This window comes from Klebsiella sp. C283 (assembly GCF_048822555.1).
Taxonomy (GTDB): Bacteria; Pseudomonadota; Gammaproteobacteria; order Enterobacterales; family Enterobacteriaceae; genus Klebsiella; species Klebsiella quasipneumoniae.
The window spans coordinates 94048-108499 of sequence record NZ_JBMEZS010000004.1 but is presented as its reverse complement, the minus strand read 5'-3'; the positions used below and the strand labels follow the sequence as shown (position 1 = coordinate 108499).

The 14452-nt window shown below is 56.9% G+C and carries 16 protein-coding genes; 11 read left to right on the top strand and 5 right to left on the bottom strand.

The features are described from left to right. The gene (locus ACOI7Z_RS08795; RefSeq protein WP_165457778.1) at positions 1-1401 is read left to right on the top strand and encodes a DNA cytosine methyltransferase; all 1401 of its coding nucleotides are present in this window, start codon (positions 1-3) and stop codon (positions 1399-1401) included. After that, positions 1382-1876 (top strand): very short patch repair endonuclease, encoded by a 495-nt coding sequence (locus ACOI7Z_RS08790; RefSeq protein ID WP_050533831.1) that lies wholly within the window; start codon positions 1382-1384, stop codon positions 1874-1876. Before ACOI7Z_RS08795 ends, ACOI7Z_RS08790 begins: the two co-directional genes overlap by 20 nt. Here ACOI7Z_RS08790 and yedA read toward each other — a convergent pair. Continuing rightward, positions 1851-2762 (bottom strand): drug/metabolite exporter YedA, encoded by a 912-nt coding sequence (yedA, locus tag ACOI7Z_RS08785; protein WP_023290289.1) that lies wholly within the window; start codon positions 2760-2762, stop codon positions 1851-1853. The two genes, ACOI7Z_RS08790 and yedA, sit on opposite strands and share 26 nt — an antisense overlap. A gap of 183 nt (positions 2763-2945) precedes the next feature. On the opposite strand from yedA, the gene ACOI7Z_RS08780 reads away from it, so the two are divergent. Both ACOI7Z_RS08780 and dgcQ read left to right on the top strand, forming a co-directional pair. After that, positions 2946-3857 (top strand): DUF808 domain-containing protein, encoded by a 912-nt coding sequence (locus ACOI7Z_RS08780; protein WP_044524012.1) that lies wholly within the window; start codon positions 2946-2948, stop codon positions 3855-3857. Between the two features lie 116 nt (positions 3858-3973). After that, positions 3974-5653, top strand: coding sequence for a cellulose biosynthesis regulator diguanylate cyclase DgcQ (gene dgcQ / locus ACOI7Z_RS08775; protein WP_023290287.1), 1680 nt, complete (start codon positions 3974-3976; stop codon positions 5651-5653). 299 nt (positions 5654-5952) lie between these two features. On the opposite strand, the gene yodD is transcribed toward dgcQ, so the two are convergent. Beyond that, positions 5953-6174 carry a YodD family peroxide/acid resistance protein gene (gene yodD / locus ACOI7Z_RS08770; RefSeq protein ID WP_004203478.1) on the bottom strand — a complete coding sequence of 74 codons (222 nt, stop codon included), beginning with the start codon at positions 6172-6174 and terminating at the stop codon, positions 5953-5955. Between the two features lie 136 nt (positions 6175-6310). On the opposite strand from yodD, the gene dsrB reads away from it, so the two are divergent. Next, entirely contained in the window at positions 6311-6502 is a 192-nt protein-coding gene (gene dsrB, locus ACOI7Z_RS08765) for a protein DsrB (RefSeq protein WP_004203477.1), read from the top strand. 32 nt (positions 6503-6534) lie between these two features. Here the strand turns inward: dsrB and rcsA are convergent, their stop codons facing one another. After that, the gene (gene rcsA, locus ACOI7Z_RS08760) at positions 6535-7158 is read right to left on the bottom strand and encodes a transcriptional regulator RcsA (RefSeq protein WP_023290286.1); all 624 of its coding nucleotides are present in this window, start codon (positions 7156-7158) and stop codon (positions 6535-6537) included. 374 nt (positions 7159-7532) lie between these two features. Between rcsA and yedD the strand changes: the two genes are divergently transcribed. Next, entirely contained in the window at positions 7533-7967 is a 435-nt protein-coding gene (gene yedD, locus ACOI7Z_RS08755; RefSeq protein ID WP_074442530.1) for a lipoprotein YedD, read from the top strand. Between the two features lie 41 nt (positions 7968-8008). Here yedD and amyA read toward each other — a convergent pair whose 3' ends face one another. After that, a complete protein-coding gene (gene amyA / locus ACOI7Z_RS08750) occupies positions 8009-9496 on the bottom strand; it encodes an alpha-amylase (RefSeq protein ID WP_044524008.1) in 1488 nt (495 codons plus the stop codon). A 200-nt stretch (positions 9497-9696) separates the two neighbouring features. Here amyA and tcyJ point away from each other — a divergent pair, with 200 nt between their 5' ends. The 5 genes from tcyJ to sdiA all read left to right on the top strand — a co-directional run bounded on the left by tcyJ (position 9697) and on the right by sdiA (position 14048). Next, positions 9697-10497 (top strand): cystine ABC transporter substrate-binding protein, encoded by an 801-nt coding sequence (tcyJ, locus tag ACOI7Z_RS08745; protein WP_004203468.1) that lies wholly within the window; start codon positions 9697-9699, stop codon positions 10495-10497. Between the two features lie 95 nt (positions 10498-10592). After that, entirely contained in the window at positions 10593-11579 is a 987-nt protein-coding gene (gene dcyD, locus ACOI7Z_RS08740) for a D-cysteine desulfhydrase (RefSeq protein ID WP_023290282.1), read from the top strand. A gap of 15 nt (positions 11580-11594) precedes the next feature. After that, the gene (tcyL, locus tag ACOI7Z_RS08735) at positions 11595-12263 is read left to right on the top strand and encodes a cystine ABC transporter permease (protein WP_008804215.1); all 669 of its coding nucleotides are present in this window, start codon (positions 11595-11597) and stop codon (positions 12261-12263) included. Continuing rightward, on the top strand, positions 12260-13012 hold the full coding sequence (gene tcyN, locus ACOI7Z_RS08730; RefSeq protein ID WP_004203465.1) for an L-cystine ABC transporter ATP-binding protein TcyN: 753 nt from the start codon (positions 12260-12262) through the stop codon (positions 13010-13012). Before tcyL ends, tcyN begins: the two co-directional genes overlap by 4 nt. A gap of 313 nt (positions 13013-13325) precedes the next feature. Further along, the gene (gene sdiA / locus ACOI7Z_RS08725) at positions 13326-14048 is read left to right on the top strand and encodes a transcriptional regulator SdiA (protein WP_044524003.1); all 723 of its coding nucleotides are present in this window, start codon (positions 13326-13328) and stop codon (positions 14046-14048) included. A gap of 67 nt (positions 14049-14115) precedes the next feature. Here the strand turns inward: sdiA and ACOI7Z_RS08720 are convergent, their stop codons facing one another. Next, a complete protein-coding gene (locus ACOI7Z_RS08720) occupies positions 14116-14340 on the bottom strand; it encodes a DUF2594 family protein (protein WP_032453405.1) in 225 nt (74 codons plus the stop codon). Positions 14341-14452 lie beyond the last annotated feature (112 nt).

Here is a 14452-nt window from a genome sequence, read left to right as displayed (position 1 = left end):
TTGTCATTGACGGAACAGGCCGGTGAAGAGGCTCAGGCGCTGCTGCGCCAGCTGATGACGATCTACGATGTGAAAACGCTGGTCGCCGAACTGGTGAGCGTCGGGGAGCAGCACTGGAGCGCGGCGATCCTCAAGCGCGTGGCGGCCCTCAGCCGCGCGGCAGCGCGTTTGCGTCCGCAGGAGGTCGCTCATCTGGCGACGCTGCTGCCGTCGCCGCCGGCCCATCATCCGCACTATGGATTCCGCTTTGTCGATCTGTTTGCCGGTATCGGCGGGATCCGCAGCGGTTTTGAAGCTATCGGCGGGCAGTGCGTCTTTACCAGCGAGTGGAACAAGCATGCGGTGCGCACCTATAAGGCCAACTGGTATTGTGATCCGCAGCAACACCGTTTCAATGAAGATATTCGCGATATCACCCTCAGCCATCGCCCCGACGTTAGCGATGACGAGGCGGCGCAGCATATCCGCGAGACTATCCCGCAGCATGATGTGCTGCTGGCCGGCTTTCCCTGCCAGCCTTTCTCACTCGCCGGCGTGTCGAAAAAAAATGCCATGGGCCGCGCCCACGGCTTTGCCTGCGAAACCCAGGGGACGCTGTTTTTTGATGTAGTGAGAATTATCGCCGCCCGTCAGCCGGCGATCTTTGTGCTGGAGAATGTTAAAAATCTCAAAAGCCACGATCAGGGGCGGACCTTCCGCATCATCATGCAGACGCTGGATGAGCTGGGGTATGAGGTCGCTGACGCCGCGCATAGCGGGCCGGACGATCCGAAGGTGATCGACGGGCGCCATTTCTTACCGCAGCACCGGGAGCGCATCGTGCTGGTGGGCTTCCGTCGCGATCTGCAGCTGCACGAGGGGTTTACGCTGCGCGATATCGCGGCGCTATACCCGGCGGTTCGGCCAACATTTGGCGAGCTGCTGGAGCCGACGGTGGATGCCAAATTTATCCTCACGCCGGTACTGTGGAAATATCTTTATCGATATGCCCGCAAGCATCAGGCGCGGGGCAATGGCTTTGGTTATGGCCTGGTGGACCCCGCCAATCCCCACAGCGTGGCCCGGACGCTCTCCGCCCGCTACTATAAAGATGGCGCCGAAATTCTCGTCGATCGCGGCTGGGATCGGCCGCTGGGCGAGACGCATTTTGACGATCCGCAGAATCAACAGCGGCGTCCTCGTCGGTTGACGCCGCGGGAGTGCGCCCGGTTGATGGGTTTCGAATCGCCTCAGGGGGCGCGTTTCCGCATCCCGGTGTCGGATACCCAGGCCTATCGTCAGTTCGGCAACTCGGTGGTGGTTCCGGTCTTCGCCGCGGTGGCGAAGCTCCTGGCCCCGCGCATCGCTCAGGCGGTGGCGCGTCGCGAAGCGGGTGATAACGATGGCGGATGTTCACGATAAAGCCACGCGCAGTAAAAATATGCGGGCTATCGCCACGCGCGATACGGCGATCGAGAAGCGGATAGCGGCGCTGTTGACTCAGGCGGGATTCACCTTTGTTGCCCAGGATCGCGAGCTGCCGGGACGCCCTGATTTCGCTTTACCCGATTACCGTTGCGTCATCTTTACCCACGGCTGTTTCTGGCATCACCATGACTGTTACCTGTTTAAGGTGCCGGCCACCCGGACGGCGTTCTGGCTGGACAAGATCGCCGGCAACGTGGCGCGCGATGCCCGTGACCGGCAAAAGCTGGCCGAGCAGGGCTGGCGGGTGCTTATCGTCTGGGAATGCGCCCTGCGCGGTCGGCTGAAGCTGAATGACGAGGCGCTCACCGAGCGTCTGGAAGAGTGGATCTGCGGCGCCGGACACGACGCGCAGATCGACACCCAGGGGATCCGCGAACTGGCGCTTATTTCGACGCCTTACAAGGGGTAGCTTCGCTGCGAACCGGGAAGAGGTATTTCCCCAGCGTCACCAGCACGACGGCGAAAATAATCACCGCCAGCGCCAGCCACTCGATCAGGGACAGGCTTTCGCCACCGAATCCGGTACCAAGCAGAACCGCCACCACCGGGTTAACATAGGCGTAGCTGGTGGCCACTGCCGGGGTGACATTGCGGATCAAAAACATGTAGGCGTTGATGGCAATCAGCGAGCCAAAGATAGCCAGGTAGGCCACAGCGGCGATCCCGGACCACGACGGAACACGGGTTAAGGTTTCGCCGCTCAGCCATGACGCGGCCAGCAGGACGATCCCGGCGGCGAGCATCTCGATTGCCCCCGCCATCATGCCGGTCGGCAGCTCGATCCGCGAGCCGTAAACCGAGCCGAAGGCCCAGCTCAGGGAGCCAATCAGGATCAGCAGCGCGCCCCAGGGGTTGCCGTTCAGGTTGCCTCCGCTGTTAAGCATCACAATACCCGCGAGGCCAATGGCAATCCCCAGCCATTCCAGTTTACGAGTGGCGATGCCGAAAAAGCGGCTGAAGCACAGGGTGAACAGCGGAACGGTGGCGACCATGACCGCGGCGATCCCGGAGGGAACGTGCTGATGTTCGGCCAGGGTGACAAAGCCGTTGCCGACGGCCAGCAGCAAAACCCCGATCAGCGCGGCGTTAAGCAACGGTCCGCGGGCCGGCAGTTTATGGCCGGTGGCCAACAGCCATCCCAGCAGCAGCACGCCGGCAGAGAGAAAGCGAATTCCGGCCATCATCAGCGGCGGCCAGCTGGCGACGCCGACGGCGATGGCGAAATAGGTAGAGCCCCAAATGATATACAGCGCAAACAGCGCCCCGATAAGCGGTAACAGCTGACGGGTAGACATACTTCCTCACGACGGTGCAGAGATAGAAAGGGGACATATAGTAAACGTGAAAACTATCCCGCTGGCGAGCGCTTAATTTGCGCCAGGTTGTTAAATTTATATTGACTAATTGTACCTTGGGCAGCGGCCGTTTTTTAACGCATACTCGAGGGAGACATTGATGAAAAGAGAAGGAAAATCATTTTGGCAGGAAGTAGTCTTTTAACATTACTCGATGATATCGCCACGCTGCTGGACGATATTTCCATGATGGGCAAGCTGGCGGCGAAAAAAACAGCCGGGGTACTGGGCGACGATCTCTCCCTCAACGCCCAACAGGTGACCGGCGTGCGGGCAAATCGTGAGCTGCCTGTGGTCTGGGGCGTGGCGAAAGGGTCGTTCGTCAATAAAATCATCCTCGTGCCGCTGGCCCTGCTAATCAGCGCCTTCATTCCCTGGGCGATTACGCCGCTGCTGATGTTGGGCGGCGCGTTTCTCTGTTTTGAAGGGGTGGAAAAGGTGCTCCACAGCCTGGAAGCGCGTAAGCACAAAGAGGACCCAGCGCAACGGCAGCAGCGTCTTCAGGCGCTGGCGGATCGTGATCCGCTGGCCTTTGAGCGTGACAAAGTCAAAGGGGCGATCCGCACCGACTTTATTTTGTCCGCGGAAATTGTCGCCATCACCCTCGGCATTGTCGCGGAAGCGCCGCTGCTGAATCAGATCCTCATTCTGTCGGGGATCGCGATTCTGGTCACCGTCGGGGTCTATGGCCTGGTGGGGGTGATCGTCAAACTGGATGACATGGGCTACTGGCTGGCGGAGAAACGCAGTACCCTGGCGCAGTGGCTGGGCAAAGGGTTATTGACCGTGGCCCCCTGGCTGATGAAAGTGCTCTCTATCGTCGGAACGCTGGCCATGTTCCTCGTGGGCGGCGGGATTGTGGTTCACGGTATTGCGCCGCTACACCATGCCATTGAGCACTGGAGCGCGGGGCTGGGCGGCATGTTGGCCGCCTTGCTGCCGATGGTGGCTAATCTGGTGCTGGGTTTTATCATCGGCGCGGTGGTGCTGGCGGGCGTCAAGGCGGTCAGTCGCCTGCGTGGCGCGGTGAAGTAGTCAGGTGCGGCGCCGCATGACGGCGCCGCGTGGTCTACGCTAAAAGCACCTCCGGTATCGGCAGAGACCGGGCGTGCTGACGACGTCAGATTTGCGCAACGTACTGCGAGAGAAAGATGGAAAAGCCACTACGGTTGAAGTTGAAAAAACTCTACCACCTGACTCGCCCGGCGCATGTGGTTAACATTTGTTTTATCGTGGTGCTGTTTTTCTCCACGCTGCTGATCTGGCGCGAAATCAATGTCCTGGAAGAGGCCTACGTGGCGAACCAGCGCAATAATCTGGCTAACGTCGCGCATGAAATGGATGGCCTGCTGCAGTTCAACATCGACAGGATGATGTTTTTTCGCCACGGTATGCAGTCCGCGCTTGAACGCCCGCTCGACGTCGATGTGTTGCACGAAGCCAGCCAGCGCTATCTGAGCCAACGCCACCAGGAGACCTGGCGGGTGGCGCTCCCCAACCGCCGGACGCTGCCGGTGTTTGGCGTCTCGGAGGGCGTCGTCAGGGATCACCCGCTGCTCTTGCCGGACGATCCGCTGGTGGTCAATGAACTGATGGCGACGCTGGAGCTGGGTTATCTGTTAAACCTGACGCAGCATGACCGCGATTTTGCCGAGCGGATGCAATATATCTCCCGCAGCGGTTTTTTCACCTCGACCCTGCCGCTGCGCGATGAATCGCAGGTGAAGACCTACTATTCGCGCGCCATCAGCGCCCTCTGGTTTACCCGGCAGACCCAGCGGAACAATCCGCACCGCGGCGTTATCTGGCAAACCTTTCCTGACGATGACCCGCAGCTGGAAGAGCAGGTGGTCACCGCCTCGATACCGCTGGATTTTGCCGGTTACTGGCGCGGCGTGCTGGCGATGGATTTCTCAGTCAGCGAAATAAAAGCATTTTTAATCAGCGCGATGCAGGGCGGGCAGGAGGGGGAATATCAGCTTTACGACAGCCATCTTAGCCTGCTGGCCTCTTCTGCGCCGGGGAATGTCCTGACGCTGCTGTCGCCGCGCGAACAGGAACTGCTCAGCCGCGCGTTTGCCCATGATAATCAGGGCGGTCTGCGTCTGCTGACGCGCTATATCAGCTGGGCCAAACTGCGCAATTTTGATGGCGTGCTGCTGCGGATCCATACTCTGCGGGAAGGCGTACGCGGCAACTTTGGCACCATCACTATCGCCCTGACCCTGATGTGGATCCTCTTCACCTTAATGCTGCTGCTCTCCTGGCTGGTGATCCGCCGTATGGTCCGCAATATGAGCGTTCTCCAGACCTCCCTGGAGTGGCAGGCCTGGCACGATGCCTTAACCCGCCTGCTCAATCGCGGGGCGCTGTTTGAGAAGGCGATGGCGGTAGCCAGCGACTGCCAGCGCAGCGGACGACCGCTGGCGGTCATCCAGCTCGATTTGGATCACTTTAAGGGCATTAACGATCGCTATGGCCATCAGGCGGGTGACAGAGTGCTGTCGATGGTGGCCAGTACGCTTGCCGGCACCGTCCGGGACGGTGATTTGCTGGGCCGCGTGGGCGGAGAGGAGTTTTGTGTCGTGCTGCCGAATACCACGCTGCAGGAAGCGGCGGCGGTAGCGGAGCGGCTACGCCTGCGTATTCATGGCCGGGAGGTCTTTTTGCATAACAACGTGACGCTGCGGGTCAGCGCGTCGTTAGGGGTGAGCGGCAGCGAAGAGCGGGGGGAGTATCACTTTGAAGCCCTGCAGTCGGTCGCCGATGGTCGATTGTATCTGGCCAAGCAAAATGGCCGCAACCAAGTCTGGTATCGCAGCGAAGCGTGAGCAAAACGTTTCGCCCGAATCAGGCAAAATGAGATTTTTCTTAAAGTGTTCGACGGGGATCGCGCTATCGAATGAAACCGGTTTGCGGCTAAGCCTTATCGCATCAGCCCTGCAGCCCTTTCTGCTGCGAAGCGCCAACTTTCTCAATATTTTGCGCCATGAATATCGCTTGTCATGCAAAATAATTGAGGATAATGTTTCAACGCATCGGATTTCCCGGTGTAACGAATTTTCAAGTGCTTCTTGCATTAGCAAGTTTGATCCCGACTCCTGCGAGTCGGGATTTTTTTCGCCCATCGCTAGCGGTTGGCTTCACTGGCGCTGAAATCATGAATATCGAGTTCAAATGCCTCCGCCAGTTCACGCCAGGTATGCGCCCCGCGGCCATCGATACTGGCGCGCTGTGGGTCATCGAGGATGCGATGGACTTCGCTTTCGCTGATCTCATTAATCGCCGCCAGCAGAGCATCAACGTTGACATCAACGTCGTTCCCGGTCTGGTCTGTCAATCGGTTCTTCATCATTACCCCCCCTCGCTGAGCGTCGCTCAAGCCTCTTTAAGTATAGTCGGTCTAAAAAAACGCCAGTCACTGCCCGCGACGCTGCGAGCGGCGTGGTTTTGTTCTACACTGGCTGGAAATAGAGAGGAGATGGATTATGCAGGTGAACGATCGTGTCACGGTGAAGACCGACGGTGGCCCACGTCGATCGGGCGTAGTGCTGGCAATTGAGTCGTTTAGTGAAGGGACGATGTATCTGGTTTCGCTGGAAGACTATCCCCTGGGGATCTGGTTTTTCAATGAAATAGGGCACCCGGATGGGATCTTCGTGGAAAAAGAAATCTCGTAAAACCGAACTGGCGGGACCACCGCCAGTTTGTTTCAGCGTAGATTCACCTGAATACCGCTGGTAATGTTTTCGGTCAGCCGAACGATGTGGTAAATCACCTGCTTATTATGCGTCTGTATTTTCTTTTTAATATTGCCTTTATGCGATGATACCGTTTTCGCTTTGATGTTCATTTGCGTTGAAATTTGCGAAGTACCATGCCCGGCCATCCACATTTGCAGCATATTTGATTCTGTTTTGCTCAGCGACAACGTCGGTAAATTTAACTGCCCCAGACTCGTGTTCTTGTATTTAAGATAATTAACCAGAATGACATCAAGGTCTTTTGGAGTGATCGATTTTGAACTGATTAGCAGGTTCTTACGCACCCGTAGATAGCGGTCAAAATGGATGTTCGCCAGCGACATAAAAATCACAAACAACGTCGCCGGGTTTTGCGTGATGATCTGGCGAATAATGCCATTACTTTCATCATCATGCACAAAGCAATCTTCATTCAGAAACACCACCGCCGGGCAACATGACGCACAATGCCTGTGCAGATCCTCAGCGCAGTTGACCTCAACGATTTCCTGTTTTTTAATTCCCCGACTGGTCAGATATCCCGTTAGTCCCAACCGGGTATAACTGCACAAATCCATAATCATCGTTGACATGACCCATCCTCAATCAACACGTAACGATATACACTTCACACTGGCTGTGCGAAGCAGTCCTTGCGGGCGGTGATAATAGTAGGTTTAAGAAAGAACCCATTAGTTCCATTAAACTATTCCGCATCTCTGTATATAATTTGCCAGGAAAACTCTTAAAGTAAAGTCAAGAACCGGTAGTGTGAGCGAATTAAAAACAAAAAGTGCCCACGGATGCTATGGTTAGGCCCCAAACATTCTTTTACTTTCAGAATTTCCTTATTTCAAATGAAGGCTGCGATGCCTGGCCGTGTTTTGCCCGGCTTCTCCGCCTGCGGCGGGGGTGGAAGGCTTAACGCTTTAATGCCACAATACTTTTTTATCAGCTTGTGGGATGAATGATGAAACAGTTAGTTTTTGCTGGCATGGTGGTGGCGCTGGCCGGATGCGTGCAGGTTGATCGTTACGAAGAGGTTGTTAAAGCGCCAGCGCCGGCAGGCCTGGAAGGCTACTGGCAGACGAAAGGGCCGCAGAGCGAGATGATGAGTCCGGACGCCATCGCCAGCCTGATCGTCACCAAAGAAGGGGACACCTTCGACTGCCGCCAGTGGCAGCGTGTGATCGCCCAGCCGGGGAAACTGATGAACCGCGATAGCGATATCTACAACGTGACCGCTTCCCTGGATATCTACCCGATCGAGCGCGAGGGCAACACCCTTTCCTACGATCGTATGACGTTGACCCGCGTTGAACGTCTCACCCCGGAGTGCGAGAAGGCGTGGGCTAAAGCGCGTGCCGCCGCTCCAGTCAGCGCGCCGACCACCGCGCGCTAAGGTTCCGGCGGGCCACTGCTGGCCCGTCCGGCGTCAGATGACTACAGCACCGCCTCCAGCACCCACACGCTGACGCTTCCCCCGTTACAGGTAAAGGTTGCGCAGCCTTCGTCGTCGGTTTCGACAATCTCTTCCCGGTTGCCCAGGAAATCCCGCCAGCGTTTGTTGCCATAGTTCTCGCCCAGCGTCAGGGTCTTTTCTCCCTCATCACCATTGGACATCACCACCACGCAGCCGGGATCCTCGTCGGTGCCGCTGCGGCTGAAGGCAATGCAGTTGGGGTGATCGAACCAGAGAGTCTGCACGCCGTGGGCAAAGCGCTGACGGGCGTCGATCAGTTCGTGTAGCTGCTCGATGACGGGCATTTCTATGGCGTAGGTTTGTCCGTCGCCGCCGGTATCTTCATAGGAAGCGCCGAAGAGATCGGCATAGAAGACCGAGGGCACGCCATTTTCACGCAACAGGATCAGCGCATAGGCCAGCGGTTTAAACCATGGCTCAACCGGCGCCTCGAGCGCCTGCAGCGGCTGGGTATCATGGTTGGTGACCAGGGTGACGGCATGGAAGGGGTCGGCTTCCACCAGCGTCCCGCTGAAAATCTGGCTCATGTCGTAATCGCGCCCCTGGCGGGACGCTTCATGAAATTTCATCTGCAGCGGGGCATCGAACAGCATCGTTTTGCCCTCGACGAGGTCGATATACTGCTGGAGCTTTTCCACTTCATGGGACCAGTATTCCGCGACAATAAACAGCGGCTGCGGGGCCACCTCCTGAACATGTTCGATCCATGCTTTGTAAAACCAGGCGGGGATATGCTTCACGGCGTCAAGACGAAAACCGTCGCAGCCGGTCTGCTCCATCACCCAGCGCGCCCAGTATTTGATCTCTTCGGTGACGGCGTGATTACGAAAATCGATATTGGCGCCCATCAGGTAGTCGAAGTTGCCAAGCTCATCATCGACCTGCTCATTCCAGCCTTCGCCGGTGTAGTCGTTGACGATTTTAAATACACCGTCTTCCGTCGGATTCTCGATGTGGTCAATGCCGCTAAAACACTTGTAGTCCCAGACAAACTGCGAATACTGCCCGGCGCGCACCGGGAAGGTATAGCGAGTCCATGCCTCGCACTCTATGATCGTCTCGTCAATTTGCGTGCGATCCTGCTCATCGACGCGCTGCACGCGCAAGGCCTCTTTTTCATCGGCGCCCATTTTATGGTTCACCACCACGTCCAGCAGCACGGCGATGTCGTGCTCCTTCAGGGCGTTGACCGCCGCCAGCAGTTGGGTTTTATCGCCATATTTGGTGGCGACAGAGCCCTTTTGATCGAACTCGCCGAGGTCGAAGAGATCGTAGGTGTCATAGCCGACGGAATAACCGCCCGAGGCGCCTTTGTAGGCGGGTGGCAACCAGACCATATTGATGCCGATTTCGTTAAGACTGGGGGCCAGCGCTTCGACTTCACGCCACAGTTCGCCGCCGGCGGGGTAGTACCAGTGAAAACATTGCAACAAGGTGGGGTTTTTCATCTTCCATGCTCCAGACGTCAACAGGCTGACCTTTGCAGTATGGGAGATATCCCGCAAAACGGGTGAGGAAAGCCCTGAATTTCGCTATACCCTAAAGCGGATCATATATAATAAATTTGCATAAGATGTAGCGTAACGATGTTGGTGTCGGGCTGTTAAGCGCCTTACACTACAGGAAAATCCTAATCTTCGGGGTATCTATGAAATTAGCACTTCTGGGTCGTCAGGCGCTGATGGGCGCAATGGCCGTTGTTTTGATGGCTGGCGTTAGCGTGAAAACTTTTGCGGCGGAAAACCTGCTCAATCAGATTAAAGAGCGCGGCACGCTGCGCGTGGGCCTCGAAGGCACCTATCCTCCCTTTAGCTTCCAGGGCGATGACGGCAAGCTGACCGGCTTTGAAGTGGAGTTCGCCAACGAGCTGGCGAAACATCTGGGCGTGAAGGCCGACCTCAAACCGACCAAGTGGGACGGTATGCTGGCCTCGCTGGACTCCAAACGCATTGACGTGGTGATTAACCAGGTCACTATCTCCGATGAGCGTAAGAAGAAATACGATTTCTCTACCCCGTACACGATCTCCGGTGTGCAGGCGCTGGTGAAGAAAGGCAACGAAGGCGCGATTAAAACCGCGGCGGATCTGAAAGGCAAGAAAGTGGGCGTCGGGCTGGGCACTAACTATGAAGAGTGGCTGCGTCAGAACGTCCAGGGCGTGGATGTCCGCACCTATGACGACGACCCGACCAAATACCAGGATCTGCGCGTAGGCCGTATTGACGCCATTCTGGTTGACCGTCTGGCGGCGCTGGATCTGGTGAAGAAAACCAACAATACGCTGGCGGTCACCGGCGAAGCGTTCTCCCGTCAGGAAGCTGGCGTTGCGCTGCGTAAAGGCAACGATGACCTGCTGAAAGCGGTAGATGGTGCGATTGCGGATATGCAGAAAGATGGCAGCCTGAAGGCTCTGTCCGAGAAATGGTTTGGCGCTGACGTGACAAAATAACGGCCAGCGGTGAAAAAAGGCGCTCCTGGAAGCGCCTTTTTTTATTTAGCGCGTAACTGTGTGCATAATGAAGCATAACTGAGTCAGGAGGGGCCATGTCACTGCAAAATTTAACCCGCTTTCCGCGTCTGGAACTGATCGGCGCGCCGACGCCGCTGGAGTATCTTCCGCGTCTGTCCGATCACCTCGGGCGCGAAATTTTTATCAAACGTGATGATACGACGCCGCTGGCGATGGGGGGCAACAAACTGCGTAAGCTGGAGTTTCTCGCCGCCGATGCGCTGCGCGAAGGGGCGGATACCTTAATCACCGCCGGCGCGATCCAGTCTAACCATGTGCGCCAGACGGCGGCGGTCGCCGCCAAACTGGGCCTGCACTGCGTAGCGCTGCTGGAAAATCCCATCGGCACCCGGGCGGAGAACTATCTGAGCAATGGCAACCGCCTGCTGCTGGATCTGTTTAATACCCAGATTGAGATGTGCGATGCCCTGACCGATCCCGCGGCCCAGCTCGACGAGCTGGCGACCCGTATCGAAGCGCAGGGGTACCGCCCGTATGTCATTCCGGTCGGCGGCTCTAACGCCCTTGGGGCGCTAGGCTATGTGGAAAGCGCGCTGGAAATCGCCCAGCAGTGCGAAGACGCAGTGGAGATTTCGTCGGTGGTGGTTGCCTCCGGGAGCGCCGGCACCCATGCCGGACTGGCGGTCGGCCTTGAACAGCTGATGCCGCAGGCGGAACTGATCGGGGTGACGGTGTCGCGCGCTGTTGCCGACCAGCTGCCGAAAGTGGTGGCGCTGCAGCAGGCCGTGGCCAACAGCCTTGAGCTGCAGGCGAAAGCCGAGATCATCCTGTGGGATGATTACTTTGCACCGGGCTACGGGACGCCAAACGAGGAAGGGATGGCCGCCGTGAAGCTGCTGGCGCAACTGGAAGGTATTTTGCTTGACCCGGTCTATACCGGCAAAGCGATGGCCGGACTTATCGATGGCATTACGCAGAAGCGCTTTAAGGATGAAGGGCCGATTTTGTTCGTCCACACCGGCGGAGCGCCGGCGCTGTTTGCCTATCATCCTCACGTCTAATATAGAAACCACAGCATGCAAGAAAGTATCCAACTGGTCATCGATTCCGCGCCTTTTCTGCTGAAAGGCGCCGTCTTTACGCTGCAGCTGAGCATTGGCGGGATGTTTTTCGGCCTGGTGCTGGGCTTTATCCTGGCGCTGATGCGCATGTCGCCCCTCTGGCCGGTAAAATGGCTGGCGCGCATGTATATCTCCATTTTTCGCGGGACACCGCTAATCGCCCAGCTGTTCATGATTTACTACGGTTTGCCGCAGTTTGGCATTGAACTTGACCCGATCCCGGCGGCGATGATCGGCCTGTCGCTGAACACGGCGGCCTACGCGGCGGAAACCCTGCGCGCGGCCATCGCCTCGATTGACAAAGGGCAATGGGAAGCGGCGGCCAGTATCGGTATGACCCCGTGGCAGACAATGCGTCGGGCTATTTTACCCCAGGCGGCGCGGGTCGCTTTGCCGCCGCTCTCTAACAGTTTTATCAGCCTGGTAAAAGATACCTCGCTGGCGGCGACGATCCAGGTGCCGGAGCTGTTCCGTCAGGCGCAGCTTATCACCTCGCGTACGCTGGAGGTCTTCACCATGTATCTGGCAGCCTCTCTGATCTACTGGGTGATGGCGACGGTACTCTCCTCGCTGCAGAACTATTTTGAAAACCAGCTGAACCGCCAGGAGCGTGATCCGAAATGAGTGCGATTGAAGTAAAAAGCCTGGTGAAAAAATTCCATGGCCAGACGGTGCTCCACGGTATCGACCTGGAGGTGCAGGAAGGCGAAGTGGTGGCGATCATCGGTCCCAGCGGCTCGGGGAAGACTACCCTGCTGCGCAGCATTAATCTGCTGGAGCAACCGGAGAGCGGCACTATCCGCGTCGGCGATGTGACGATCGACGCCGGTCGCAGCCTCGGGCCGCAAAAAGGGCTTATTCGGCGGCTGCGCCAGCACGTGGGTTTTGTCTTCCAGAACTTTAACCTGTTTCCCCACCGGACGGTGCTGGAGAACATTATTGAAGGGCCGGTCATCGTAAAAGGCGAAGACAAGCAGGAGTCGATGGCGCGGGCGCGCGATCTGCTGGCGAAGGTAGGCCTCAGCGGCAAAGAGAACAGCTATCCGCGCCGCCTCTCCGGCGGTCAGCAGCAGCGGGTCGCCATTGCTCGCGCGCTGGCCATGCGTCCGGACGTGATCCTGTTTGATGAACCGACCTCGGCCCTTGATCCTGAGCTGGTAGGGGAGGTGCTCAATACCATCCGCCAGCTGGCGCAGGAGAAACGCACCATGGTTATCGTGACCCATGAAATGAGCTTCGCTCGCGACGTTGCCGATCGGGCGATTTTTATGGATCAGGGACGCATCGTTGAACAAGGCGAGGCCAAAGCGCTGTTCGCCTCGCCTCAGCAGCCGCGTACCCGCCAGTTCCTCGAAAAATTCCTGATGCAGTAGAGCAGGCGCTGGCGCGGCGGCGCTCCATCGCGAGGGCCGCCGCGTTCAGCCCGCTTCCACGCCGGGGGAACGCCCCATCATCAAATTTTCGTGCTATTGACTCCCCTGGCCGTATACACCGCTTCCCATCCCCCCGTGTAGGGTGTAGAAAATGAAGGGAGGGCCTTAGTTTCAGCGCAGCGAGCGGAAAAAAGGCAAGCCTTCAGGCTAATAAATGCGACAGCTACGATATTTTATACATATAAATAAGATTTATGTGTTAGTTTTCTGTATTTATAATAATGATTATCAATCAGGAGTTATTTGCACAGCTATGAGGGACAATGATTTTTTCAGCTGGCGGCGGGATATGCTGCATCAATTTCAGTCCATGGCCGCCGGTGAGGAGGTTTATAATCTCCTGCAACGAGAAACAGAAACGCTGGAATATGATTACTACACGCTTTGTGTGCGTCACCCGGTGCCTTTCACTCGCCCCCGCGTCACGTTTCAGTCGACCTATCCCCGCGCATGGATGTCTCATTACCAGGCAGAGAATTATTTCACGATAGATCCCGTGTTACGCCCGGAGAATTTTATGCGTGGCCATCTGCCATGGGAAGATGGGCTGTTTCGCGATGCGCAGGCATTATGGGACGGGGCGCGCGACCATGGTTTGCAAAAAGGGGTGACACAATGTCTGACGTTGCCGAATCATGCTCAGGGTTTTCTCTCCGTCTCCGCGAACAACCGTTTGCCGAACGCTTATCCTGATGATGAACTGGAGCTGCGCCTGCGAACGCTGACGGAGTTGAGCCTGTTGACGCTCTTGCGTCTGGAAGATGAGATGGTGATGCCGCCGGAGATGAAGTTCAGCCGGCGCGAACTGGAGATCCTCAAATGGACCGCGGAAGGAAAGACCTCGGCGGAGGTGGCGATGATTCTCTCGATTTCGGAAAATACGGTTAATTTCCATCAGAAGAATATGCAACGGAAATTTAACGCGCCGAATAAAACGCAAATTGCCTGTTACGCCGTGGCGACAGGGCTAATCTGAATGCGCCTGCCGTTCTGCGTGCCAGACGTGATACCGGCTGTCAGTCATACTTTCAGCCGGTACAAGATTACTGCCGGTATGCTTGTTTAATTTGCTTAACGGTGCTGGAGAATACGGCGGCCTGAGCCTCATCTTCCATCTGCGCGATCTGCTTTTCCATTTTAATAATCACGCGACCCGCGTCTGCCTGACCCATCGCCTGCAGCATTAGCGTCATCAGCGCTTTCAGGCAGGTGACTTCCTGCGCCAGTTCTTGATTATTTTCTGCAGTGGAAAAATCTGGTGTGCTCATCGATATCCTCGTTTGCTCGCTGCGCTATTGCGCCTGTCTGAATGTGAAGGCCGCGCAGTATACCACAAGCGACAGAAAAAAAAGGAGTGCTTAATTTCTGTTCTCTCATCTG

What these genes read in the sequence shown, in the direction of transcription:
- ACOI7Z_RS08790 (WP_050533831.1), top strand. Translation starts at nt 1,382, where the DNA reads ATGGCGGATGTTCACGATAAAGCCACGCGCAGTAAAAATATGCGGGCT.
- yedA (WP_023290289.1), bottom strand. Translation starts at nt 2,762, where the DNA reads ATGTCTACCCGTCAGCTGTTACCGCTTATCGGGGCGCTGTTTGCGCTG.
- dgcQ (WP_023290287.1), top strand. Translation starts at nt 3,974, where the DNA reads ATGGAAAAGCCACTACGGTTGAAGTTGAAAAAACTCTACCACCTGACT.
- yodD (WP_004203478.1), bottom strand. Translation starts at nt 6,174, where the DNA reads ATGAAGAACCGATTGACAGACCAGACCGGGAACGACGTTGATGTCAAC.
- dsrB (WP_004203477.1), top strand. Translation starts at nt 6,311, where the DNA reads ATGCAGGTGAACGATCGTGTCACGGTGAAGACCGACGGTGGCCCACGT.
- rcsA (WP_023290286.1), bottom strand. Translation starts at nt 7,158, where the DNA reads ATGTCAACGATGATTATGGATTTGTGCAGTTATACCCGGTTGGGACTA.
- yedD (WP_074442530.1), top strand. Translation starts at nt 7,533, where the DNA reads ATGATGAAACAGTTAGTTTTTGCTGGCATGGTGGTGGCGCTGGCCGGA.
- amyA (WP_044524008.1), bottom strand. Translation starts at nt 9,496, where the DNA reads ATGAAAAACCCCACCTTGTTGCAATGTTTTCACTGGTACTACCCCGCC.
- tcyJ (WP_004203468.1), top strand. Translation starts at nt 9,697, where the DNA reads ATGAAATTAGCACTTCTGGGTCGTCAGGCGCTGATGGGCGCAATGGCC.
- dcyD (WP_023290282.1), top strand. Translation starts at nt 10,593, where the DNA reads ATGTCACTGCAAAATTTAACCCGCTTTCCGCGTCTGGAACTGATCGGC.
- tcyL (WP_008804215.1), top strand. Translation starts at nt 11,595, where the DNA reads ATGCAAGAAAGTATCCAACTGGTCATCGATTCCGCGCCTTTTCTGCTG.
- tcyN (WP_004203465.1), top strand. Translation starts at nt 12,260, where the DNA reads ATGAGTGCGATTGAAGTAAAAAGCCTGGTGAAAAAATTCCATGGCCAG.
- sdiA (WP_044524003.1), top strand. Translation starts at nt 13,326, where the DNA reads ATGAGGGACAATGATTTTTTCAGCTGGCGGCGGGATATGCTGCATCAA.
- ACOI7Z_RS08720 (WP_032453405.1), bottom strand. Translation starts at nt 14,340, where the DNA reads ATGAGCACACCAGATTTTTCCACTGCAGAAAATAATCAAGAACTGGCG.